Below are 23807 nucleotides of genomic sequence, written 5' to 3'. Positions count from 1 at the left end.
GTGTCGATTAGGATGAACTATGACAATGACACCACAAGCAGCGGGGATACGCGAGGTAATCGAGCGTTTCATACAAGAACGCTTCGATACCAAAGCGGAAAAGCTGGCTCCCGATGACCCGAAGTACCAAGCGCTGGTTGAACAGTTTCAGCGTGAAAACTGGCTTAACGATGCCGCGCGGCGTGTCAGCCAATTGCAAGTCGTAACCCACTCCCTTAAACCCATTCATCCAGATGCAAAGGGCTCTAATCTTTATGCGCCCCCAGAGTCTCTGGCTAAACATCAAGGAGTGGGGAGCCATGTCTTACCGTCGGATTTCGATGGCGATGTTGTAGGTAATGCGGCTGCACTCGATGTCTATAAATTCCTGAAGCTCAAGTACGATGGCAAATCGCTGCTGGAGCGAGTGCTGGAGGAAGACACTGAGCTGGCGCGTGCCTTGAGCGATAATGCAGAGCAGTCACAAGCTTGGGCAAAGGCCTTTGCCGCCATTACCGAGCCTCGCGGTGAACACGCCTCCCATACTCGTGCCAAGCAAGTTTACTGGCTGACAGGAGAAGATGCGGCTGATGACGATGACTTCCATCTATTGGCGCCGCTCTATGCAACCTCGCTGGCACATCAAGTCTTTCAGACGATCAATCGCGATCGATTTAGCGACGCGGCCAAGGAGGCCCGCAAGGCCAAACGCGAAGGAAAGTTGGGCGAACAAGAAGTTCATGACTATCCCAATATTGCTTCACAAAAGATGGGCGGTACCAAGCCGCAGAATATCTCGCAACTGAATAGTGAACGAGGCGGTAATAGCTACTTGCTGGCTTCATTACCTCCGCGCTGGAACGTTCGCGATATTCGTCCACCGCTGAAGGTCGAGTCAGTACTCTCGCACCATGGGGTGTTCGAGCGCCGCAAGGATGTGCGGGTACTGGTCGGTGATCTGAAGCGATTTCTGGAAACCAATCCCAACACGGATATGCATACTCGTGATTTGCGCGATGACTACACGGCAATGATCCTGGATGAACTCGCGCTATTCACGATGCAGATGCACGGACTTCCACCGGGCTGGAGCGCCGATGAAAACTGTCGCCTGGCGATAGAAGAAGCCTTCTGGCTGGATCCTGGCCGTGCGCAAGACGATAGCGAATTTCGCGACGCCCGCAATAGCACCGACTGGCCTGACGAGATTCGGCGGCGATTCGCTAATTGGCTCAATGCGGCACTTGGAGGCAAGTTGCCCCTGGGCGATGTGGAATTTCGCCATTGGCACAAGGAACTTGCCCGGGACGCCACTCAGCAACGTTTGCTGGATAGCGACCGCCGCTGGATGGAGGCCTTGATGGACGATCTGGAAAGTCTCGACGATTGGCAGAAGGGAGAAGGCAATGAGTAGCGTTAATAACCTTCTGGTACTGCCGCGTCTTCGCATCCAAAACGCTAACGCGATTTCCAGCCCGATGACGTGGGGCTTTCCGGCCATGAGCGCCTTTGTGGGCATGATGCATGCACTGGAACGTAAGCTGGCGGCGGCGGATATCAACGTATCGCTGGATCGTATCGGGACGATATGTCACGACGTCGAGCCACAAGCGACCGAAGGCGGCTATACCCGCGCTTTTCACCTCACTCGCAATCCTGTCGATAAAACCGGTGGTACGGCTGCCATCGTCGAAGAAGGGCGTGTCCATCTGGACATCACGCTGATATTTGCGATCACTGCCAAGGCGACGGACGATCAGCGCCAGCAGATTGCACAACAGGCGGGGGACATCGTGGCCGGTATGCGCATAGCGGGTGGCAGCGTGATGCCGAATCCGCGTGTTTCCCCGGATCGGCAACGCCCGATGTGGATCGCGCTGGATGACAATTCGAGTGAGCGCGAAAAACAGTTCAAGCGTCTGAAACGCCGTTGGTTGCCAGGTTTTGCCCTGGTGTTACGCGATGATCGTCTTGCCGAGCACACCGGGACTCTTCAAGCCCGAGACGAAAACGCGACGGCGCTGGATGCGTGGCTCGATCTATCGCGCCTCAACCATGAATGCCATGTCGACCCCGAGAGTGAACAGGTGAGCTGGGAAGTACGGCGTCCTTATCCCGGTTGGCTGGTGCCGATTCCGGTGGGGTATGGCGCCATCTCCGAACACTTCGAGCCGGGTAGCGTGGCGAATGCGCGCGATACGCAAACCCCGTTTCGCTTCGTGGAAAGCATTTACTCCATCGGACAGTGGATCAGTCCTCACCGTTTGACGTGCCCCGAAGACTTGCTCTGGTACGTCGATAACGATCTCGATGCCGGTCTTTATCGCCTTAACAACGATTATGCCCAGCGCGCGCACCGCGCTTAATGACAAGGAGCCCAATAATGGCTAAGAAAGACGACGCTTTGAAAACTGCTTCCGTTCTCGCCTTTGAACGTAAACTCGATCCCTCCGATGCATTGCTCTATGCCGGGCAGTGGTCGCAGCGTGATGCGCTGGAAGACTGGCAAGCGGTGTCGGTTCGTGAAAAGTCGGTGCGCGGTACGATCTCCAATCGCCTCAAGGCCAAGGAGCAAGATCCGGCCAAGCTGGATGCCGCAATCGAGAATCCCAACCTCCAGACCGTCGATGTCGCCACCTTGCCCCATGACACCGACACGCTGATGGCCCGTTTCACGTTGCGGGTGTTGGGCGGCGCGGGTACCCCTTCAGCATGCAATAACGCCGACTATCAAGCCAAGTTGCAACAGGCCGTTGCGGACTATGTGAAGGCGCAAGGGTTCGGTGAACTGGCGCGGCGTTATGCCCAAAACCTGGCGAATGGGCGTTTCTTGTGGCGTAACCGGGTCGGCGCCGAACAAGTCGAGGTGCGCATTCGGCGCATGGAAAAGGGCCACGTCGCCAAAGAATGGACATTCGATGCACTGAGTTTGTCACTCCGCGGTTTTGACAGTGATACGCAAACTTCGGAGTTGGCTCAGGATATTGCGGATGCCCTCGCGGGCGAGCGTCATTTGATTCTGGAAGTCATCGCCTTTGCGCATGTGGGTAACGGACAGGAAGTTTTCCCATCGCAAGAGCTGATTCTGGAGCGCGGACGGGGTGATAAAAGCAAGACGCTCTATAGCGTTGGCGACGTGGCCGCCATCCACTCCCAGAAGCTGGGCAATGCCATCCGCACCATCGATACCTGGTATCCGGCGCCGGAAGATGGCAGTGACCTCGGGCCCATCGCCGTCGAGCCTTATGGCTCCGTGACCACTCAGGGTGCCGCCTATCGCCAGCCCAAGCAGAAAGTGGATTTTTATTCGCTGCTGGATAATTGGATGATCAAGGATCAAGTGCCGGAAACGGAACAGCAGCACTTCGTGATGGCGACCTTGATTCGCGGTGGTGTCTTCGGCGAAGCGGGGTAAGCCATGGACCATTATCTCGATATTCGGCTACGGCCGGACCCGGAGTTTCCGGCGTCGATGCTGATGAACGCACTCTACAGCAAGCTCCATCGGGCGCTTTATGATCTGCAGGCCGATGATATCGGCGTGAGTCTGCCCGACCACAAAACTGGCGTGCGGGCACGCACGCCGGGTGATCGGTTGCGGCTACATGCGCGGAAAGAGCGGCTCGAGCAACTGATGGCGCTTTCATGGTTGGCGGGCATGCGTGACCACGTCGAACTTGCCGATATTGCACCGGTCCCGGCGGCCAAGCGCCATTGTCGTGTTACGCGGCGGCAGTTCAATACGGGCGGCCCAAGCCGGGTCAAGCGCTACGCGCGTCGTCATGACATCAGTGAAGAAGAAGCGCGCCAGTGCCTATCGGCCCCCGCAGAACGCAAGATCTCACTGCCGTTCGTGCAAGTGAACAGCCGTTCTAGTGGTCAACGCTTTGCGCTGTTTATCGAACACGGCGACCCCCTGGACGAGCCTGCGGCTGGACACTTCAACCATTATGGGTTGAGCCGTGAAGCGACCGTGCCGTGGTTTTGACCCTTTTTTGGCACTGCTTTTAAGTGCCTTATAAATCAATGACCTAGCGCCACCCCTTACAAAAGGGTGTGGCGCTTTCTTTGCACGAATGCTCTTTAACAATCAGGCATTTAGCTATGATAAGCTCTAGTGCGCTGCCGCCCAGGCAGCTCAGAAACTACGAATTTGAGATAGATCATGATTGCCTTCCTGCGCTGCCGCCCAGGCAGCTCAGAAAACTAGGTCGTACAGCCTGAGTCGAGACAACACGTGCGCTGCCGCCCAGGCAGCTCAGAAATCGTTTATCTTCTCCATCAGGCGAACTTCAATGTGCGCTGCCGCCCAGGCAGCTCAGAAATTGAGCAAGACATCGAAGAGCGCGGTGGCGATGTGCGCTGCCGCCCAGGCAGCTCAGAAAGCATGGATCCGCGACATCATGATGCCGGCAAAGTGCGCTGCCGCCCAGGCAGCTCAGAAACAGCCCTCGGCAGTCGCCTTGCGGCTAATCTGGTGCGCTGCCGCCCAGGCAGCTCAGAAATTGCGGGGATTCGTTACTTGCCGGCCACACGGGTGCGCTGCCGCCCAGGCAGCTCAGAAAGGCAGCTCGTCGATGCGCGCGAAGATGACGGGGTGCGCTGCCGCCCAGGCAGCTCAGAAATGGCGGACTTCCAGCGCCGGTCGAACGCGTCAGTGCGCTGCCGCCCAGGCAGCTCAGAAAATCACCCGGACAAAATGGCGCTGAACATGCCGGTGCGCTGCCGCCCAGGCAGCTCAGAAAGACCAGGTCGAGCGACAGCGCCAGCGCGGTGCGTGCGCTGCCGCCCAGGCAGCTCAGAAATCGACAAGGGCGTGACCAGTGCCACTACGCTCGTGCGCTGCCGCCCAGGCAGCTCAGAAAAGAATGGCTCATCAGCTCTGGGTCAACTTGTTGTGCGCTGCCGCCCAGGCAGCTCAGAAATTTCGCGGATCATTGGGTTTGGCGTCGTTTACGGTGCGCTGCCGCCCAGGCAGCTCAGAAATCGTCCAACCGGCTGCGGGCCGATACCAGCACGTGCGCTGCCGCCCAGGCAGCTCAGAAAAGCTGGGCATGGGCGTTTTCGAGCCGCTCGCCGTGCGCTGCCGCCCAGGCAGCTCAGAAAGGATAGCCCAGCGCTCGGCCTGAGCGGCGGGCGTGCGCTGCCGCCCAGGCAGCTCAGAAAGGCCGGATTCAGTCCATCGAGCAGGTCGGCCAGTGCGCTGCCGCCCAGGCAGCTCAGAAATCACCAGTGGACTCAACGACCGGGAACTGGCTGTGCGCTGCCGCCCAGGCAGCTCAGAAATCAAGCGGGCCGCCACCGGCGTGCTGGCGCGCGTGCGCTGCCGCCCAGGCAGCTCAGAAAAGCAAGGGATGAGCGAGGATGAGGCCTACCGGGTGCGCTGCCGCCCAGGCAGCTCAGAAATCAGTCCACATGGTTATACTCCTTATCTAATAGTGCGCTGCCGCCCAGGCAGCTCAGAAACCATGTCATTCTCCCTCTAGGGTCTCGGTCGGTGCGCTGCCGCCCAGGCAGCTCAGAAATGCATCTCGATCAACGCCGGATAGGCAGACGGGTGCGCTGCCGCCCAGGCAGCTCAGAAACAGAGCGACGTTGCCGATTATTTCGGCGCCACGTGCGCTGCCGCCCAGGCAGCTCAGAAATGATCGCGCCGATGCTCACGGCAGTCGCGTCCGTGCGCTGCCGCCCAGGCAGCTCAGAAAAGAAGATGGATATCAAGAAGCCCGAAGCGGTGGTGCGCTGCCGCCCAGGCAGCTCAGAAACCGAGGCGCCGACGTTGACCAGTACCGTGCGGGTGCGCTGCCGCCCAGGCAGCTCAGAAAGCACAAGCGCACGCCGTCGCGATAGACGCCGCGTGCGCTGCCGCCCAGGCAGCTCAGAAATCAAGCGCGAGACGAAAGAGGTTTGGCAGTGAGTGCGCTGCCGCCCAGGCAGCTCAGAAAAACAGCAGGTTGAGGTCCTCGGGTTCGAGACGGTGCGCTGCCGCCCAGGCAGCTCAGAAAAGGTCGCCATCGCGCAGGCGGCGACGGATATAGTGCGCTGCCGCCCAGGCAGCTCAGAAATCGATGGCGGCGGTGCGACGGATCAACGTCACGTGCGCTGCCGCCCAGGCAGCTCAGAAATGCTCAGTCGCGGAGATCCGGCTGTCGTTCGCGTGCGCTGCCGCCCAGGCAGCTCAGAAAACGCAGTCGCCGGCACGTGGAAACGGGTGCTCGTGCGCTGCCGCCCAGGCAGCTCAGAAAACGACAGCGCAGGAAACCAAGCCTTCGGGGCGGTGCGCTGCCGCCCAGGCAGCTCAGAAAGTGGCGGGCAGGGAAAGAGCCGCCATGAGCGTGTGCGCTGCCGCCCAGGCAGCTCAGAAAGGTCGATAGCACGCGTCAGCGACGACATAGCCGTGCGCTGCCGCCCAGGCAGCTCAGAAAATCAGCTACTACAAGCTTGTCGTCGACGGCGAGTGCGCTGCCGCCCAGGCAGCTCAGAAATGTCAGTGTCATCCAAGACTAGCCCTGCTCCTGTGCGCTGCCGCCCAGGCAGCTCAGAAAGACGCGTCAAATTCCGATTTTGAGGCCACGGTGTGCGCTGCCGCCCAGGCAGCTCAGAAAGCTAATTTGATTCCTTATATATTATGCGAACCGTGCGCTGCCGCCCAGGCAGCTCAGAAATGGATGATGTGCTCGGCCTGGCCCTCGCTCATGTGCGCTGCCGCCCAGGCAGCTCAGAAATATCACAAGGCGGCGCGCGGCCGGCGTTCATCGTGCGCTGCCGCCCAGGCAGCTCAGAAATGAATGGAACCTCGATAGCGACGTCGGGGACGGTGCGCTGCCGCCCAGGCAGCTCAGAAAATTTGTTGCGCTAGCCGAAGCTTCAAAGCTTCGTGCGCTGCCGCCCAGGCAGCTCAGAAAATCCACATGCCCCGCTGGGCCAGCCGCATCACGTGCGCTGCCGCCCAGGCAGCTCAGAAAAAGCTGCGCCAGGCAGTGGATAACCCCGCACTGTGCGCTGCCGCCCAGGCAGCTCAGAAATTGATGTCGAAAAGGCGCGTGCGCTTTCGAGGGTGCGCTGCCGCCCAGGCAGCTCAGAAATCCCAGCGAGTAGCGCGCCACCCGGCACGTCTGTGCGCTGCCGCCCAGGCAGCTCAGAAAGCCCACGTCTTGCACGTAAACGCGGCCCTGGTGTGCGCTGCCGCCCAGGCAGCTCAGAAAATCATCGGGGTATGGTTGGCTTGTCCGCTGGATGTGCGCTGCCGCCCAGGCAGCTCAGAAATACCACGCGGGACGCCTGGAGCGTTGGCGGGTGTGCGCTGCCGCCCAGGCAGCTCAGAAATGGGCCGTATCGCCGTCGCTGATCGACGCGGCGTGCGCTGCCGCCCAGGCAGCTCAGAAATGGATGTAATTCGGGTTGGTATCCAGGGACTGGTGCGCTGCCGCCCAGGCAGCTCAGAAACATAACGCCAGCGATACTTAAAGCTATTCCCAGTGCGCTGCCGCCCAGGCAGCTCAGAAAAGACTCCTTGGCCGTTAGCTTCTCAATCTCCGGTGCGCTGCCGCCCAGGCAGCTCAGAAAGAAAACACCTCGGTCTCGAGCGAGCGTAGTCGGTGCGCTGCCGCCCAGGCAGCTCAGAAAACCTACGCCAACCTGAGCTGGTGGGTGGCGGTGTGCGCTGCCGCCCAGGCAGCTCAGAAAGTAGCGGCGCCCGGCGATCTCCGCGCGGTCCTGTGCGCTGCCGCCCAGGCAGCTCAGAAAGGAACGGAAACAGTTCGGCGGCGATCTTGATCGTGCGCTGCCGCCCAGGCAGCTCAGAAAGGCAACACTAACTACGGCCGCTCGCATTCCAAGTGCGCTGCCGCCCAGGCAGCTCAGAAAACAAAGACCAGCCCTTAACCCAGAAGCAACTCGTGCGCTGCCGCCCAGGCAGCTCAGAAACTAACGCTAACGCCTAGAAGACGCGCGGCATCGTGCGCTGCCGCCCAGGCAGCTCAGAAAAATGCTTACAACTCGCACTAACCCGCGATTGTGTGCGCTGCCGCCCAGGCAGCTCAGAAATTAAGTTGCGAGCACGAATCGCGTCAGCCGCGGTGCGCTGCCGCCCAGGCAGCTCAGAAATGCAAGAGCTTGGTCGCAAGCCAACGCTCATGGTGCGCTGCCGCCCAGGCAGCTCAGAAAACTTCACTCGAACAAGTCGTCGAGCTCGTCAAGTGCGCTGCCGCCCAGGCAGCTCAGAAAATCGATCGTTACCTCAATGGTCTGCGATATGTGTGCGCTGCCGCCCAGGCAGCTCAGAAATCGACCTAAGCATGTTCGCGCAGAGCGAGCTCGTGCGCTGCCGCCCAGGCAGCTCAGAAAGATGCCCAGCAGTGTTGCCGTGACCGCTGCTGGTGCGCTGCCGCCCAGGCAGCTCAGAAAGTAGACCGCCAGAGTAACGGCGGCGACGTCCTGTGCGCTGCCGCCCAGGCAGCTCAGAAATGCTCGATCCCTTCGCTGGCGCCGCCGCCACCGTGCGCTGCCGCCCAGGCAGCTCAGAAATGGACAACCAAAACCGTCGCCAGGCCAAAGACGTGCGCTGCCGCCCAGGCAGCTCAGAAAATTTCATTCATTGGCGTGCCGGAGAGCAGCACGTGCGCTGCCGCCCAGGCAGCTCAGAAAGGCACGGCCATGGATGATTGCCGTCGGCATCGGTGCGCTGCCGCCCAGGCAGCTCAGAAAATGAACAACCGCCAGGTGCGGGTAATTGACCCGTGCGCTGCCGCCCAGGCAGCTCAGAAAAGTAGGCGGCTTTCTGGCTCGCGACCCCGTGAGTGCGCTGCCGCCCAGGCAGCTCAGAAATTGATCCGGCAATCCGCGATGCTGCCCTGGAAGTTCGCTGCCGCCCAGGCAGCTCAGAAATGGCTTCAAATTCTGAGTCGCCAGAGCCTAGCGTGCGCTGCCGCCCAGGCAGCTCAGAAAATGATCGACACGATAGAGGCAAGCCGCCGCAAGTGCGCTGCCGCCCAGGCAGCTCAGAAGTATACCGTCGCCGACTGGCGGCATAAGGAGGGGTGCGCTGCCGCCCAGGCAGCTCAGAAAGCTCACGTTCAAGCAAGCGACGTTCGTGGTTTGTATAGCGTATATATATGCTATACAAATCGAGATGGTGAACTACGAGGATTACCACTGACAAGGGCGTGGGCATGCCCCCGTTTTATCATCTGCAGAGGTAGCGAATCATGGCTATGTTCAACCCCCTGCATCCCGGAGAAAGCCTGCGCGAGGATGTGCTCGAACCACTGGGGCTCAGCATCACTGAAGCCGCGAAACGCCTCGGTGTGACACGCGTTGCACTGTCTCGGGTCGTCAATGAGCATGGCGGCATTAGCCCCGATCTGGCGGTCCGTCTCGAGCGGGCGGGTGTAAGTACCGCACGCCATTGGATGGCTCGCCAGACTTCTTATGAGCTATGGCAGGCAGAGCATCGTGACCAGCCGGATGTAGTGCGTCTCGACCAGAGTGCGTGAGTGAACCGTTCCCCGCAGACGCGGGGATAAAGCGTTTTACTCTGCTTCTGCCAGTACTTCCTTCAGCCGATCGGGAAAGTTGGTGAAGAGGCCGTCGACGTCCCAGTCGAGCAGTTGGCGCATCTGGTCTTTGTCGTTGATGGTGTAAACGTGCACCAGCAGGTCGTTGGCGTGGGCCTGTTCGATGAAGCCGGCGTCGATGACGGGTTCACCTTCGTAGAGGTAGTTGGGGCCGACGCCGTCGGCATAGTCGGCGATGGCCTGGAAGTCAGCATCGGTGATGTTTGCCGGGCTGGGGGTGACATCGGTCCATTCTTCGAGGGTGTCGCCGTCTTCGCTGGGGGAGTACCAGAGCAGTTGGACAAGCGGAATATCGGGATTGAGCTTGTGTACTTCCTGCAGGCTGGCTTGGCTGAAGGATTGGATGACCACGGAGCCCGATTGCACCAGGCCTTCCGCTTCGAGCTTGCTGACCAGGGCGTCTTGCAGCTCGGGATAATCCTTGGGTGACTTGGTTTCGATGTAGTAGCGCACGTCCTGGCCGTAGCGGTCGATGACTTCGTCCAGGGTGAGCAGCTTGGCGCCGGTGTAGGCGTCATCGGCGTATTCCGGGTGGGCCTTGTTGAACCAACTGCCGGCGTCGAGTGCCTTGAGTTCGTCGAGGCTGTGTTCCTTCACCGGCCCTTGCCCATCGGTGGTGCGTTCCAGGGTGGTGTCGTGAATGGCCACCAAGCGCCCATCGGCACTCATGTGCACATCCAGCTCGAGGTAGTCGGCGCCCATGGTGAGTGCTTTGTCGTAGGCGTACCAGGTATGTTCCGGGGCGTAGCCACTGGCACCGCGATGGGCGATGACCTGGACGTTCTGGAGGTCCTGGCGTTGCTGTTCGAGCGCGTCGGTTTGGGCGGCCACGGGCGCCACGAGTGTGGCGCTGCCGAGCAGGACCAGCATGGACGAAAGCGCGGGTCGAAGAGTCGACATGGCTTCAGTCCTCTTCATCTTCGATCGTGGGTTCCAGGGCGCGCTTGTCGTCGGGGAGACGGACGACATCGCCGACGCTGAGATCGCCGTGACTCCGGTGGCGCTTGCCTTGGTTGTCGATGAGGGCGGCAACCTTGCCGATGCTGAGGGCGTCGTCTTCGCGGTAGGCTTCGACTTCGACGCGTACCACCATGCCTTGGTAGCGCGCGGAGAGCATCATGCCGGGATGGGGTTGGACTTCGTGCTGCTTGTCGCTGGCGTAATGGCGGGTCACGCTGGCGTTGCCGGGGGCGTCCCAATCGATGTGCTTGTGCATGGCGGGCTCCTGTCGCGTCCGTGTGTTGTCACAGGGTAGCCCGCCGTGCGGGGGAACGCCTAGCCGTGCGGCTGTCAGAACCGGTAGCTGAGGCCGCCCATGACCACGACGGGGTCGATTTCCACGTCGGCATGATAGTCGTTGCCGCCGAGCGTGGCGGTAGCGTCGCTGTCGATATCCAGGTACCAGGCGGCGGCGTTGAGCGCCCAGTGGTCGTCGATCAGCAGGTCGACCCCGACTTGCGCGGCGCCGCCCCAGCTATCGTCGAGTTCGAGCTCGCCGCCGTCGAGTTTTTCGTCGGAGAAGTGGGTGTAGTTGATCCCGGCGCCGAGGTACGGCTGCACGCGGGCGTTGGTGCCGCCCAGCGGGTAATACTGAAGCGTGAGGGTCGGTGGCAGGTGATGGATGCTGGCCATGTCGCTGCCGCTGAGTCGGACCTGATGCTCGAAGCGTTGCGCGGCAAGCAGCTCCACGCCGAGTTTGTCTTGGAAGCGATAGCCCAGGGTGAAGGCGAAGCCACTGTCGTCGTCGGCGTCGATCTTCATGTTCAGCGGGGCGCCGAAGTCACCGTTATCGCTTTGCGGGGCGACCTTGGCGATACCGAAGCGTGTGTAGAAATCGCCCTGGCCGTAGGCGAACGCCGAGGTAGCGGGCACGAGCGCGGCGGTGAGGGCGAGAGAAGAAACGAGCAGTACACGGCGCATGGGACGACTCCAGGGTTTGAGGTGAATTGGCTTGAGGCGAGCTCGGAAGCGGCGTGCGCTTCGTATGCATCAAGCCTAAATCAAATAACCACATAAAAAATGTGGTTATTTGTCGCAGCCCCCTAGTTGTCGACGCTGGTCCCGAAAACGACGAAGCCCACCAAGAGGTGGGCTTCGTGTTGCTGCCGAGTGAGGACGCCGTTACTTCTTCTTGGCGCGCTTACGCTCGTTCTCGGTGAGGTGCTTCTTGCGCAGACGAATGTGGCTGGGGGTGATCTCCACCAGTTCGTCGTCATCGAGGAACTCGATGGCTTGCTCGAGGCTGAAGCGGATCGGCGGCGTCAGCACCAGGGCTTCGTCGGTGCCGGCGGAGCGCATGTTGTCGAGCTTCTTGGCCTTGGTGGGATTGACCGCCATGTCGTCGGCACGGTTGTTGATGCCCACTAGCATGCCTTCGTAGACTTCGGTGCCGTGCTCGACGAGCAACTTGCCGCGATCCTGCAGGGCGAACAGTGCGTAAGCCAGCGCCTTGCCGGGAACCATGGAGACCAGCACGCCGTTGCGACGCTCGACGGAGGCGTCGGGCTTGAGCGGGCCGTAATGGTCGAAGCGGCTGGTGAGAATGCCGGTGCCGGAGGTCAGCGTCAGGAACTGGCCACGGAAGCCGATCAGCCCGCGTGCGGGGATGATGAAGTCCAGGCGCACACGACCCTTGCCGTCCGGGTTCATGTTGGTCATCTCGCCCTTGCGGTAGCCGATCTCTTCCATCACCGCGCCTTGGTGCTGCTCTTCGCAGTCGATGATGACTTCTTCGTACGGCTCCTGTTTGACGCCATCGACCTCGCGGATGATGACCTCGGGGCGGCCCACGGCGAGCTCGTAGCCTTCACGACGCATGCTTTCGATGAGTACCGAAAGGTGCAGCTCACCGCGTCCGGAGACCTTGAACTTCTCGGGCGTTTCGGCTTCTTCGACACGCAGTGCGACGTTGTGGATCAGCTCCTGCTCGAGGCGGTCACGAATGTTGCGACTGGTGACGAACTTGCCTTCCTTGCCGGCGAACGGCGAGTCGTTGACCTGGAAGGTCATCGACACGGTGGGCTCGTCGACGGTCAGCACGGGCAACGCTTCGACGTTGGCCGGATCGCACAGCGTATCGGAGATCGCCAGATCGCTGATGCCGGTGACGCAGATGATGTCGCCGGCTTCGGCCTGTTCGGTCTGCACGCGCTCGAGGCCGAGGTGCGTCATGACCTGGCCGACCTTGCCCTTGCGGACATTGCCTTCCTTGGAGATCACGCTGATCTGCTGCCCCGGGCTCACGTTGCCGCGCTTGATGCGGCCCAGGCCGATGACGCCGACATAGCTATTGTAGTCGAGCGCGGAGATCTGCATCTGGAACGGCCCGTCACGTTCGACCTTGGGCGGTTCGACGATATCGACGATGGACTGGAACATCGGCGTCATGTCGTCTTCGAGCGCGTCCGGATCCATGCCGGCGACGCCGTTGAGTGCCGAGCAATAGATGATCGGGAAGTCGAGCTGCTCGTCGGAGGCGCCGAGGTTGTCGAACAGGTCGAAGATCTGGTCGATGACCCAATCAGGGCGTGCGCCGGGGCGGTCGATCTTGTTGACCACGACGATGGGCTTCAAGCCACGATCGAAGGCTTTCTGGGTAACGAAGCGCGTCTGCGGCATGGGGCCGTCGACGGCGTCGACCATCAGCAGGACGGAATCGACCATCGACATCACGCGCTCGACCTCACCACCGAAGTCGGCGTGTCCGGGCGTGTCGACGATGTTGATGTGGTAGTCGTGCCACTGGATCGCGGTATTCTTGGACAGAATGGTGATACCGCGTTCTTTCTCCTGGTCGTTGGAGTCCATGATGCGCTCTTGCCCTTCGGCCTTGCGGTCGAGGGTGCCGGACTGACTCAGGAGCTGATCGACCAGGGTGGTCTTGCCATGGTCGACGTGGGCAATAATGGCGATGTTGCGAAGGTTCTCGATCACGTAGGGATCCTGCTTGAAAATTGGGCCGTATTATAGGGTCAGGGGGCCGACGACTGCCAGTTTGATGACCGTTGCCAACAGGCGCGGCACGACAAAAGACGCGTTGACGCGACGATAACCGTGGCACTATCAGGGGCTTGGGTCGTTTGGACGGCAGGGCAAAAATACGCAAAAAAATGGCGGCGCGTTCGTCAGTCGCTGTTTATCGCGTCGGGGTGGACGCGCAGCGTGGGGTGGAACGCACCGAACTCAAGGGGCTACTCATTAATTAAAGGTGCCCGAGTAGCCAATCATAGAGACGCCCTGCGCTGCTGGCAACGGGTTGCGTGATCTGAAAGCGTGGCAATGCCAGCGGATCGTCGCGGTGCGAGAGCCAGCCGGCATGACTATGCAGGGCTTCCTGAACGCCGCAGCGTTGGGCCAGTTGACGTACCCGGCGCGAGGCTTCCGGCTGCGGATAGGCAAAATAAGGCAGTGGGTCGCGGCATAGCACGCCGAGTTGGCGACGCGAATGGCGAATTTGCCATTGGATCTGACGGTCATCGAGGGTGTCTAGCGGTGTGGCGGCGACGCCGCGTGCGCCGAAGCGTACCAGGCCGTCGCTTTCCAGGCGACGCACGCTGAACGGGTCGAGCGTTTGCGGCGCGATGTCGAGCTCGGTGCCTAGCGCTGCGCTGAGTCGCGCCAGCGTCAACGGGGCGGCCTGCTCCGCGAGTCGTTCCAGATAGCCGTGCAAGGCGCTGCTGTAGGCGGTGTCCGGATGGTTGGGCCGTGGCGGCGGGAGCGGGAGCCCGGCATCGCCGAGGCATTCACGAACGCGCATGGGCTGGTTGCCATCCCAGAGGATGTCGCCGAGGGTCATCCGCCAATCGCCTTGTGGGCGGCCTGCATCGCCCGTGGTCAGAAACATGCTGGCCGGCAACGCCAGACGCTCGAGCTGTCGCAGCGCTACCTCGGCGGTGTCGCGCCAGCCGCCGTCGAAGGTCAGCGCAATGCGCGGGATCGGGTCGCGGTGCAAACGGCGGGCACTGGCCAAGGAGACGATCTGGGCATGATCGGTGAGGTGGTCGAGCAGCCGCCGGAAGCTGTCCGGGCCGAGGCAGTAGGGTGCTCGGTGCGGTAAGCGGGCGGCGGCTTCGTCGGGCAATACGCGCTGTATGACCAAGATCGCGCTGCGTCCGCGAAGCGGCTCGCTCAGGTTGCGTCGCCAGTGCCCGCGCAGGCGCTGCACGACGTCATGGGCAAGGCTGAGATGACTCATGGCGTGTCCCTCCGCACTGCTGTCGTTGCTCGGTGTGCGAGCGTTGTTGCCGTGGTGACATCCTGTCGCGGACGGCAAGGGGCTCCTTTGAAGAGTAATGTTGTGATGGCGGTTGCGATATCTATCAGCATATCTATTTGTCTCGATTTAGCCAGTCAGCCCCGGCTTGCCTCGTCGGCAGAACGTCATCAGTGCTGCGCCGGTAGCGATCAACTGCAAGGCGTGCAAGCTCCAGCGATAGCCGTGAACGCGATAAGTCTTGCGCGGCACCGGTGTGTCGTCGCGCCAGGTCATCAGCCCGGCTGGCAGTGCGCTGAAGGCCAGGCCCGCCATCCCGATCCCCGGCGACAAGGGCAGCCATAGCAGTAAGGCCAGCGGCAGACTCGTGCCCTGCACGAGCGCGGCACTCACGCGAGGGATGAGGAAGCGTGGATGCCGCACGGCGCTGGAGGTGTACAGACAATGCCGCTGATGCCGGCGCTGCCGATGCCACCAGGCTCCCAGGCGACGCGGGGCTGCGTGGTCGATCAGCAATGGTGCGTCTTGCCAGTAGAGATGTGCATGGCAACGCCACAGACGGACCAGGATGTCCAGATCGGCGCCTGCCTCGAGGCGCGGGTCATGGCCGCCGAGGCGCTCGTACCATTCGCGGGTGATAGCCAACTGGCCGGTGGGCCAGTCCCAGGGATGATCGTCAAAGCCACGTTGCGTACGGCTGAGATACCAACTGGCGAGCGGCGGCGCTAGCGGGGCGGCCGGGTAGCGGGCGCAGACGATGGCATCGGCGGCCTGGTGGCTAAAGGTGCGTGCCAGCCCTGACAGCCATTGCTCGGGTACCTCGAGCGCGGCATCCAAAAATACCAACACATCGCCATTGAGGTAGGCGGCGCCATGGTGGCGCAGTGCTCCCTGTCCATGTTGGGGCAGCACGGCGAAGCGGACCTGGCGCTGCGTCAGCAGGCATTGAGTGGGCGCATCCAGTGTGGTGAGCTGAACCAGCGTTTCGGTATGCCCGCTGAAGCCCGCGATGCTGCGTGTCAGGGCGCTCAGGCAGCGCTCCAGGTGCTGGGGGGCATGGCTGGCGTCTATTAGCAGGCTGTAAGTACGCATCGCTGAGTGTGCCTTGGGATCAGAGCCCGTATCGGGGGAGCTACCCCACAGACTGCGGGGTGGCGCGAACCCTGGCAATCATCGCCACGGCTGGTTTTTCTACCGCCATCCTGATGACGGATTTACGCGGATTCAGCCCATTGGAGGCGAGGTTCAGTCATCGGAAGAGGCTTGAGTATGGTGATGCACCAAATTGGTTCATGAAGGGGGTGAGCTGCACCTTGCTGGGGCGTCGTCGGCATTTCTGCACTTATATGTGGCGCGTCTAACGCTAAAGTGGTGCTGATGGGTGCCCGAGGAAGGTCTATTTTTTATTGTAGGATCATGCGTTTACCGAGGGTGCACTGAGATGGCCCAATGATTGGCATGCCTTCTGCATTGAAAAACGTAAATCGCATACCCGTGGGCAGCCGCTGGCGGGCATGCTACAAACGACGCTGAACACGCAAGCAAACGACTCGAGCCGTGGGCTCATAGTGGAGGAAATCATGTCCGAGAAGACCCTCGCCCTGATCGAAGAACACGATATCAAGTGGGTGGATCTGCGCTTTACCGATACCAAGGGCAAGGAGCAGCACGTCACGATCCCGGCCAGCGCCGTCGACGACGAGTTCTTTGAGGACGGCCAGATGTTCGATGGCTCCTCCATCTCCGGTTGGAAAGGCATCAACGAGTCCGACATGATCCTGCGTCCGGAAGATGGCAGCGGTTATCTCGACCCGTTCACCGAAGACGCCACGTTGGTGCTGCGCTGCGATATCATCGAGCCGGCCACTATGCAGGGTTATGAGCGTGATCCGCGCTCCATCGCCAAGCGCGCCGAGGCGTATCTCAAGTCCACCGGCCTGGGCGATACCGCTTTCTTCGGGCCGGAGCCGGAATTCTTCATCTTCGACGAAGTGCACTGGAACGCCGATATCCAGGGCGCGATGTACAAGATCACCTCCGAGGAAGGCGCCTGGGCGACCGATTCCACCAATGTGGAAGGCGGCAACTTGGGGCACCGTCCGCGCGTCAAGGGTGGCTATTTCCCGGTGCCGCCGGTGGACAGCTTCCACGACATCCGTAGCGCGATGTGCAACACCCTGGAAGCCATCGGTCAGTCGGTCGAGGTGCATCACCACGAAGTCGCCAACGCGGGCCAGAACGAGATCGGTGTCAAGTTCAACACCTTGGTCAAGAAGGCCGACGAAGTTCAGGAAATGAAGTACGTGATCCACAACGTGGCCCACGCGTACGGCAAGACCGCGACCTTCATGCCCAAGCCGCTGGTCGGTGACAACGGCTCCGGCATGCACGTGCACCAGTCTTTCTGGAAAGACGGCGCCAACATGTTTGCCGGTGACGAGTACGCCGGGTTGTCCGAGACTGCGCTGTACTACATCGGCGGCATCATCAAGCATGCGCGTGCCTTGAACGCCTTCACCAATGCCTCGACCAACTCCTACAAGCGTCTGGTGCCGGGCTTCGAAGCGCCGGTCATGCTCGCCTACAGCGCACGCAACCGCAGTGCGTCGATCCGCATTCCGTATACTGCGAGCCCCAAGGGCAAGCGTGTGGAGTTGCGCTTCCCGGATCCGACCGCCAACCCGTACCTGTGTTTCTCAGCGATGCTGATGGCGGGTATCGATGGCATCAAGAACAAGATCCATCCCGGCGATGCGATGGACAAGAACCTCTACGACTTGCCGCCGGAAGAAGGCAAGGCGGTTCCCACCGTGGCCGAGAGCCTCGATCAGGCGCTGGAAGCGCTGAACGCCGACCGCGCCTTCCTCACCGAGGGTGAGGTGTTCACTGACGACATGATCGACGCCTATCTCGAGCTCAAGCAGGAAGAGGTCGACCGTCTGCGCATGGCGACGCACCCGATCGAGTTCGACATGTACTACAGCTGCTGATCGCGTGCGATAGCATCCAATCAAGGTAGTGCCGCTGAGTGAGGCCCCGTCCGATGACGGGGCCTTTTACGTAATGGGAGGGAGCGGTGTTCTTTCGCAGCGCCTGGCGTGCGCTACACTGGGAGCCCGATTGGCCTGAGGAGAGCGACATGCGCGGTTTGGCCACCATCAGCGGGTGGGCGCTGCTTATGGCAGGCACGTGCCTGAGCGTGTCACTGGCGCAGGCGACGCCGGTCTATCGCAGCGTCGATGCCCAGGGGAACGTGACTTTTTCCGATCGTCCGATAGGCGAGAAAGTGGAGGTCGGGCCGGTGAACACGGTGCCGAGCCGGCCGGTCACTTCGACGCAAGATGTCGGGGAGGCTCGGGAGGCGCCCGCTGCGGGCGAGGCCGAAGCGTCGGCCTTTACGCCTTACGAGCGCTTGCGCATCACTGCGCCGGCGAACGAGTCCACGCTGCCCACTGGTGCGGCCGGCGACACGCAAGTCAGTGTGGCGATCGTCCCTGCCCTGCGCGATGCCCACCGGCTGCGTCTGATGGTCGATGGTGAAGTGCGTCAGGCCGCTCAGCAGGCGACGACGTTCTCGCTCAATGACTTGGTGCGGGGCGAGCACACGCTGCGTGCCGAGGTGATCGATGCCGAGGGGCGTGTGCTCCAACGTAGTGCCCCGGTCACGCTGTATGTGCAACGCGCCAGTGTGTACTTGCCCGCCAACCCCAATAATCCCCGCAACAGTGGTGGCAGCGGCGCTCAGTGAGCCGATTTGGCGCCCGGTGCTATCGATAGCCTCTTGTTTGCACTAATTTGGTGCAAGTTGTCGTCGCCCCACACTGGCTGCACTGCCATATGCCGGGCCGACACAGACTGGCGCGCTTCTTGCACTGTTAACGTACATGACGATGGATAATGGACGGGCCATGTCGGAACCTTCCCAGCAGCCGTTTCGCGAGCAGCAGCGCCTGCTCGAACACTTGACGACGGCCGTCGTGCTGCTCGATGGCAGCTTGCATGTGCGCTGGATGAATCCGGCCGCCGAGTCGTTGCTGGCAACCAGCCGGGTACGGGTCTTGGGGCAGCGGCTGGAAAGCCTGGCGGGCGTCGAGGGCAGCGTCGAAGCGGTGTTGCTCAAGGCGCGTGATGAGTTGCATCCCTTCACCCAGCGCGAGGCGTGCCTGACGTTGCCATCGGGCGATTCGGCGACGGTGGACTTTACCGTGACGCCGATGTCTGCCGATGAGCTGTTGATCGAGATCGAGCCTCGCGATCGCTTGTTGCGTATCTCCCGCGAGGAGGCGCTGATCGCGCGCCAGGAGACCATCAAGGTACTCACTCGTGGGTTGGCACACGAGGTCAAGAATCCGCTGGGCGGCATCCGTGGTGCGGCGCAACTGCTCGAGCGCGACCTGCCCGACCCGCAGCTCGCCGAGTTCACGCGGGTCATCGTCGAGGAGGCAGACCGCCTGCGCGATCTGGTCGATCGTATGCTGGGGCCCAACAGCATGAGCCGCCACGAGCCGCTCAACATTCACAAGGTGCTCGAGCGCGTGCGGACCTTGCTGGAGGCCGAGCATCCGCGTACCCAGTACGTGCGCGACTACGACCCCAGTTTGCCGGAGCTGGAGGGCGACGAAGCGCAACTGATTCAGGCGGTGCTCAACGTCGCTCGCAACGCCGTTCAGGCGATGGAGGAGCATGGCATCGACGGCCCACGCCTGATCCTGCGCACCCGGGCCCGGCGTCAATTCACGCTGGGTGCCGAGCGGCATCGGCTGGTGTGCGAGCTGGGCATCCTCGATAACGGCCCCGGCATCCCCGAGACGCTGCGCGAGACGCTGTTCTACCCCATGGTCTCGGGGCGCGCCGAGGGCAGTGGCCTGGGCCTTTCCATCGCGCAGTCGATCCTGCATCAGCACCAGGGCTTGATCGAGTGCGACTCGGTGCCCGGGTGCACCGAATTCCGCTTATTGATTCCGCTTGAGAGCCACCATTGAGGCTCGGGAGGCCCTATGACTGACGTCGCACGCATTGTAATCGTCGACGATGACCGCGCCATTCGCTGGGTACTGGAGCGCGCGCTGGCGCAGCCGGATCTCGAGGTGCAAAGCTTTGAGCGCGCCGATACCGCGCTGGAACAGATACTGCGTCAACCGCCCGATGTGCTGCTGACCGATATCCGTATGCCGGGACTCGACGGGCTGGATCTGATGGCGCGCATTCGCGAAAGCCACCCGGACTTGCCGGTGATCGTAATGACCGCGCATTCCGACCTGGACAGCGCCGTGGCGTCGTATCAGGGCGGTGCCTTCGAGTATCTGCCCAAGCCGTTCGATGTCGACGAGGCCTTGGCGTTGGTGCGCCGCGGCGTGGCGCACGCCCGCGAGCGGCGTGCGCCGGCGGCGGTGCCGGAAGGCCTGTCGGCGGAAATCATCGGTGAGGCGCCGGCCATGCAGGAGGTCTTCCGCGCCATCGGGCGGCTCTCGCAATCGCATATCACGGTGATGATCAACGGTGAGTCGGGGACCGGCAAGGAGCGTGTCGCCCAGGCGTTGCATCAGCACAGCCCACGGCATGGCGGGCCTTTCATCGCGCTGAACATGGCGGCGATTCCCAAGGACCTGATGGAATCCGAGCTCTTCGGCCATGAAAAGGGCGCCTTCACCGGGGCGACCTCGCAGCGTCGCGGGCGCTTCGAACAGTCCGATGGCGGCACGCTGTTCCTCGACGAGATCGGCGACATGCCCGCCGAGACCCAGACCCGCTTGTTGCGCGTGCTGGCGGATGGCGAGTTCTACCGGGTCGGTGGTCATACGCCGGTCAAGGTCGACGTGCGCATCATCGCTGCGACCCACCAGCATCTGGAGCGCCTGGTCGAGGACGGCCGCTTCCGCGAGGATCTGTTTCACCGCCTCAACGTGATTCGTATTCATCTACCGCGTCTTGCCGAGCGGCGTGAGGACATTCCACGCTTGGCGCAACACTTCCTGGCCGACGCCGCCAAGGAGCTTGCCACCGACCCCAAGGTATTGACCCAGGAAGCCGAGCAGCACCTCACGCAACTGCCGTGGCCGGGGAACGTGCGCCAGCTCGAGAATACCTGCCGTTGGCTGACGGTGATGGCGTCGGGCCGTGAGGTGTTGGTCGAGGACCTGCCGCCGGAGCTGCGTGATATCGAGGGTACTGAAAGTGCCGGCGGTGACTGGCGCGGCGCCTTTCGCGAGTGGGCTGACCGTGCCCTGGCGGCGGGGCATACGCATCTGCTCGAGGAGGCGGTGCCGGATTTCGAGCGCATCCTCATCGAAACCGCGCTCAAGCACACCGGGGGACGCAAGGGCGATGCCGCCGAGCTGCTCGGCTGGGGCCGCAATACTCTGACGCGCAAACTCAAGGTGCTGCTGCCGGCGTTGGCGGACGAATAGCCCAAACTGCTCGGCTGGGGCCGCAATACCCGCTCTCGACAAGGGCGGGGTAAGCTCAAGGTGCTATTGCCGGCACTGGCCGATGAGCGAGTGCCTTGTTTGAGAGGGTTTTGGGGTTGGCGCGCTTGGCGTTCTCCTGCCATCGCTTTCTTTCCACCGCAGCCGTGGCGTGACAAGGCATGCTCCGTGCATCTTGGCGAGCGGCGTAATATCCTTCCCCTCCTAAGGTCTAATCGATGCCTCCTTGCCGCGTTATGACAGGTGATTCGTCAGCGGGAGGCATCGTCGTTCGCCAGCCAGGCTGGCCGTGTTCAATCCGATCGCCGTCCGCTGTGTGGGGCTTCTCCCCGCGCGCTGCACGGCCGTCGCGTGACAATAGGAGTTTTGAGTGGCAACCCCCTCGCAACACGATCTACGTAACGACTTCCGTGCCCTGCTGGCGTCCGATCAATGCTTTTTCACCGCCTCGGTATTTGACCCCATGTCGGCGCGCATCGCCGCGGACCTGGGCTTCGAGGTGGGTATCCTGGGGGGCTCGGTGGCCTCGTTGCAGGTGCTGGCGGCGCCGGATTTCGCCTTGATCACCTTGAGCGAGTTCGTCGAGCAGGCGACCCGCATCGGCCGCGTGACGCGGCTGCCGGTGATTGCCGATGCCGATCACGGCTATGGCAACGCGCTCAATGTCATGCGTACCATCACCGAACTCGAACGTGCCGGGGTTGCGGCGTTGACCATCGAAGATACCCTGCTGCCGGCGCAATACGGGCACAAGTCCACCGATCTCATCCCGCTCGACGAGGGTGTGGGCAAGATGCGCGCGGCGCTGGAGGCACGCATCGATCCGGCGATGGCGATCATTGCGCGCACCAACGCCGGTCAGCTCGACGATGACGCCGCCGTCGAGCGCGTGTGTGCCTATCAGGCGGCGGGCGTGGATGCCATCTGCCTGGTGGGTGTGCGTGACTTCGATCATCTCGCACGTCTGGCCGCACCGCTGGATATCCCGCTGATGCTGGTCACCTACGGCAACCCCGAACTGCGTGATCGTGAACGTTTGGCCGCGCTCGGCGTGCGCGTGGTGGTCAATGGCCATGCGGCCTACTTCGCCGCGATCAAGGCGACCTACGACTGCCTGCGCGAGCAGCGCGACATTGCCGCCAGCGAATTGAGCGCGTCGCAGTTATCCACACGTTACTCTACGCTGGACGAGTATCGTGCCTGGGCACGCGATTATATGGATGTGAAAGAGTAGGCCTCGACAACCGGAGAGTGCGATGAGCGCCATGCAATGGGAGCGTCTGCTTGACCCTACCCGCCTCAATGACAAGCACGGAGGCTCGCGCGATGAGATCGGGCGTAGTCCGTTCCACAAGGACCACGACCGTATCGTCTTCGCCGGCTCGTTTCGGCGTTTGGGGCGCAAGACGCAGGTGCACCCGCTAACCGATAATGATCATATCCACACCCGCTTGACGCATTCGTTGGAGGTGGGCTGCGTAGGGCGCTCGCTGGGCATGATCGTTGGCGAGCAGTTGCGCGAGCGGCTGCCGGATTGGATCACGTCCGCCGATCTGGGGGTCATCGTGCAGGCGGCCTGTCTGGGGCACGATATCGGCAATCCGCCGTTCGGACATGCCGGCGAATATGCCATTCGCGACTGGTTCAAGCGTGCGGAAGCAGAGGGCAGCGGGTTACTGGCCGACCTGTCGCCGGCCGAGCGTGAGGATCTGCTGACCTATGAGGGCAACGCCCAAGGCTTTCGTATCGTCACCCAGATCGAGTACAACCAGTTCAACGGCGGCATGCGCTTGAGCGCTGCCACGTTGGGCACGATGCTCAAGTATCCATGGACGGTGGAACGTGCCTCGCGGGCCGGCAAGTTCGGTTGTTACCAGTCGGAACGTGAGTTATTGGACGAGGTTGCCGGGCGCCTGGGGTTGTTGCCGCGTGGCGAAACCGCCTGGTGTCGGCACCCGCTGGCGTATCTCGTCGAGGCTGCCGACGATATCTGCTATGCGTTGCTGGATCTCGAAGATGGCCTGGAGATGGGCATCCTGCGCTACGACGAAGTCGCCGAGATTCTCATCCAGATCGCCGGAGGAACGCCGGCGGGTTATGACGACATGCGTGCTCGAGGCGTGTCCCAGCGGCGGCGTATCGCGGCCTTGCGCGGCGCGGCGATGGAACGTGCGGTGAACGATGTCGCGGCGGTGTTCGTGCAGCATGAAAGTGCACTGTTGGGCGGCACGCTGAGCGGCGATATGCTTGAGCTATGTCATCCCGATCTGGGATGGGGTGTGGGCATGGCCAAGCGGATCGCCCGCGAGCGCATCTTCCAGAATGAACGCAAGGCCAAGCTGGAGATCGGCGCCTACACGACGCTAGGTATTCTCCTCGAAGCCTTCATCGGCGCGGCGTATGAGCTTCACCACAGTGGTGAGTCCTCCTTCAAGCACCAGCGCGTGCTGGCGTTGATCGGTGAGAACACGCCCAAGCCGTCGTGGTCGCTCTATGCCAGCTACCGGCGCATGCTCGACTTCATCGGTGGCATGACCGACCACTACGCCGTCGACCTGGCGCAGGAAATGGGGGGTCGGCTGCGCGGCGAGTGAGTGTGCTCGCCACTCGCCGCGC

17 protein-coding genes and 1 CRISPR repeat array are annotated in these 23807 nt (G+C 62.0%); of the genes, 11 read left to right on the top strand and 6 right to left on the bottom strand.

Annotated elements, in window-relative coordinates; translation table 11 throughout:
* Positions 1–19: 19 nt before the first annotated feature.
* From csy1 to RVY79_RS04150, 5 genes are all read left to right on the top strand, one after another.
* Positions 20–1393, top strand: a complete 1374-nt coding sequence (gene csy1 / locus RVY79_RS04170; protein ID WP_317462770.1) for a type I-F CRISPR-associated protein Csy1 — start codon at positions 20–22, stop codon at positions 1391–1393.
* Positions 1386–2345: a type I-F CRISPR-associated protein Csy2 gene (gene csy2, locus RVY79_RS04165; RefSeq protein ID WP_317462769.1), complete on the top strand. Its 960-nt coding sequence runs from the start codon at positions 1386–1388 to the stop codon at positions 2343–2345. The genes csy1 and csy2 overlap by 8 nt, the downstream gene beginning before the upstream one ends.
* A gap of 17 nt (positions 2346–2362) precedes the next feature.
* Positions 2363–3394: a type I-F CRISPR-associated protein Csy3 gene (gene csy3 / locus RVY79_RS04160; protein ID WP_246898341.1), complete on the top strand. Its 1032-nt coding sequence runs from the start codon at positions 2363–2365 to the stop codon at positions 3392–3394.
* A gap of 3 nt (positions 3395–3397) precedes the next feature.
* Complete coding sequence (gene cas6f, locus RVY79_RS04155; RefSeq protein WP_317462768.1) at positions 3398–3967, top strand: type I-F CRISPR-associated endoribonuclease Cas6/Csy4; 570 nt, start codon at positions 3398–3400, stop codon at positions 3965–3967.
* Positions 3968–4096: 129 nt separating this feature from the next.
* Positions 4097–9045: direct repeats of the CRISPR family, unit length 28 nt; unit sequence GTGCGCTGCCGCCCAGGCAGCTCAGAAA.
* A 140-nt stretch (positions 9046–9185) separates the two neighbouring features.
* Positions 9186–9473, top strand: a complete 288-nt coding sequence (locus RVY79_RS04150; protein WP_317462767.1) for a HigA family addiction module antitoxin — start codon at positions 9186–9188, stop codon at positions 9471–9473.
* Between the two features lie 36 nt (positions 9474–9509).
* On the opposite strand, the gene RVY79_RS04145 is transcribed toward RVY79_RS04150, so the two are convergent.
* The 6 genes from RVY79_RS04145 to RVY79_RS04120 form a co-directional block, all read right to left on the bottom strand.
* Entirely contained in the window at positions 9510–10454 is a 945-nt protein-coding gene (locus RVY79_RS04145) for a glycerophosphodiester phosphodiesterase (RefSeq protein ID WP_317462766.1), read from the bottom strand.
* A 4-nt stretch (positions 10455–10458) separates the two neighbouring features.
* Positions 10459–10770, bottom strand: coding sequence for a hypothetical protein (locus RVY79_RS04140; protein WP_317462765.1), 312 nt, complete (start codon positions 10768–10770; stop codon positions 10459–10461).
* A 74-nt stretch (positions 10771–10844) separates the two neighbouring features.
* The gene (locus tag RVY79_RS04135) at positions 10845–11474 is read right to left on the bottom strand and encodes an OmpW/AlkL family protein (RefSeq protein WP_317462764.1); all 630 of its coding nucleotides are present in this window, start codon (positions 11472–11474) and stop codon (positions 10845–10847) included.
* A gap of 201 nt (positions 11475–11675) precedes the next feature.
* Positions 11676–13487: a translational GTPase TypA gene (gene typA, locus RVY79_RS04130; RefSeq protein WP_317462763.1), complete on the bottom strand. Its 1812-nt coding sequence runs from the start codon at positions 13485–13487 to the stop codon at positions 11676–11678.
* Positions 13488–13755: 268 nt separating this feature from the next.
* A complete protein-coding gene (locus RVY79_RS04125) occupies positions 13756–14748 on the bottom strand; it encodes a polysaccharide deacetylase family protein (protein ID WP_317462762.1) in 993 nt (330 codons plus the stop codon).
* Positions 14749–14895: 147 nt separating this feature from the next.
* Positions 14896–15858, bottom strand: coding sequence for a glycosyltransferase (locus tag RVY79_RS04120; protein WP_317462761.1), 963 nt, complete (start codon positions 15856–15858; stop codon positions 14896–14898).
* A gap of 488 nt (positions 15859–16346) precedes the next feature.
* On the opposite strand from RVY79_RS04120, the gene glnA reads away from it, so the two are divergent.
* The 6 genes from glnA (at position 16347) to RVY79_RS04090 (ending at position 23785) form a co-directional block, all read left to right on the top strand.
* Positions 16347–17756: a glutamate--ammonia ligase gene (gene glnA, locus RVY79_RS04115; protein ID WP_317462760.1), complete on the top strand. Its 1410-nt coding sequence runs from the start codon at positions 16347–16349 to the stop codon at positions 17754–17756.
* 149 nt (positions 17757–17905) lie between these two features.
* Positions 17906–18514, top strand: coding sequence for a DUF4124 domain-containing protein (locus RVY79_RS04110; protein ID WP_317462759.1), 609 nt, complete (start codon positions 17906–17908; stop codon positions 18512–18514).
* 160 nt (positions 18515–18674) lie between these two features.
* Positions 18675–19748 (top strand): nitrogen regulation protein NR(II), encoded by a 1074-nt coding sequence (gene glnL / locus RVY79_RS04105; protein ID WP_317462758.1) that lies wholly within the window; start codon positions 18675–18677, stop codon positions 19746–19748.
* A 15-nt stretch (positions 19749–19763) separates the two neighbouring features.
* A complete protein-coding gene (gene ntrC, locus RVY79_RS04100) occupies positions 19764–21173 on the top strand; it encodes a nitrogen regulation protein NR(I) (RefSeq protein WP_317462757.1) in 1410 nt (469 codons plus the stop codon).
* Between the two features lie 388 nt (positions 21174–21561).
* Positions 21562–22425, top strand: coding sequence for an oxaloacetate decarboxylase (locus tag RVY79_RS04095; RefSeq protein ID WP_178998325.1), 864 nt, complete (start codon positions 21562–21564; stop codon positions 22423–22425).
* 22 nt (positions 22426–22447) lie between these two features.
* Positions 22448–23785, top strand: a complete 1338-nt coding sequence (locus RVY79_RS04090) for a deoxyguanosinetriphosphate triphosphohydrolase (protein WP_317462756.1) — start codon at positions 22448–22450, stop codon at positions 23783–23785.
* The last annotated feature ends 22 nt before the right edge of the window (positions 23786–23807 follow it).

The sequence above is a fragment of the Chromohalobacter sp. HP20-39 genome, assembly GCF_033052815.1.
Lineage (GTDB): Bacteria > Pseudomonadota > Gammaproteobacteria > Pseudomonadales > Halomonadaceae > Chromohalobacter.
The sequence above is the reverse complement of the archived record's forward strand: the minus strand, read 5'-3'. Positions and strand labels throughout refer to the sequence as shown.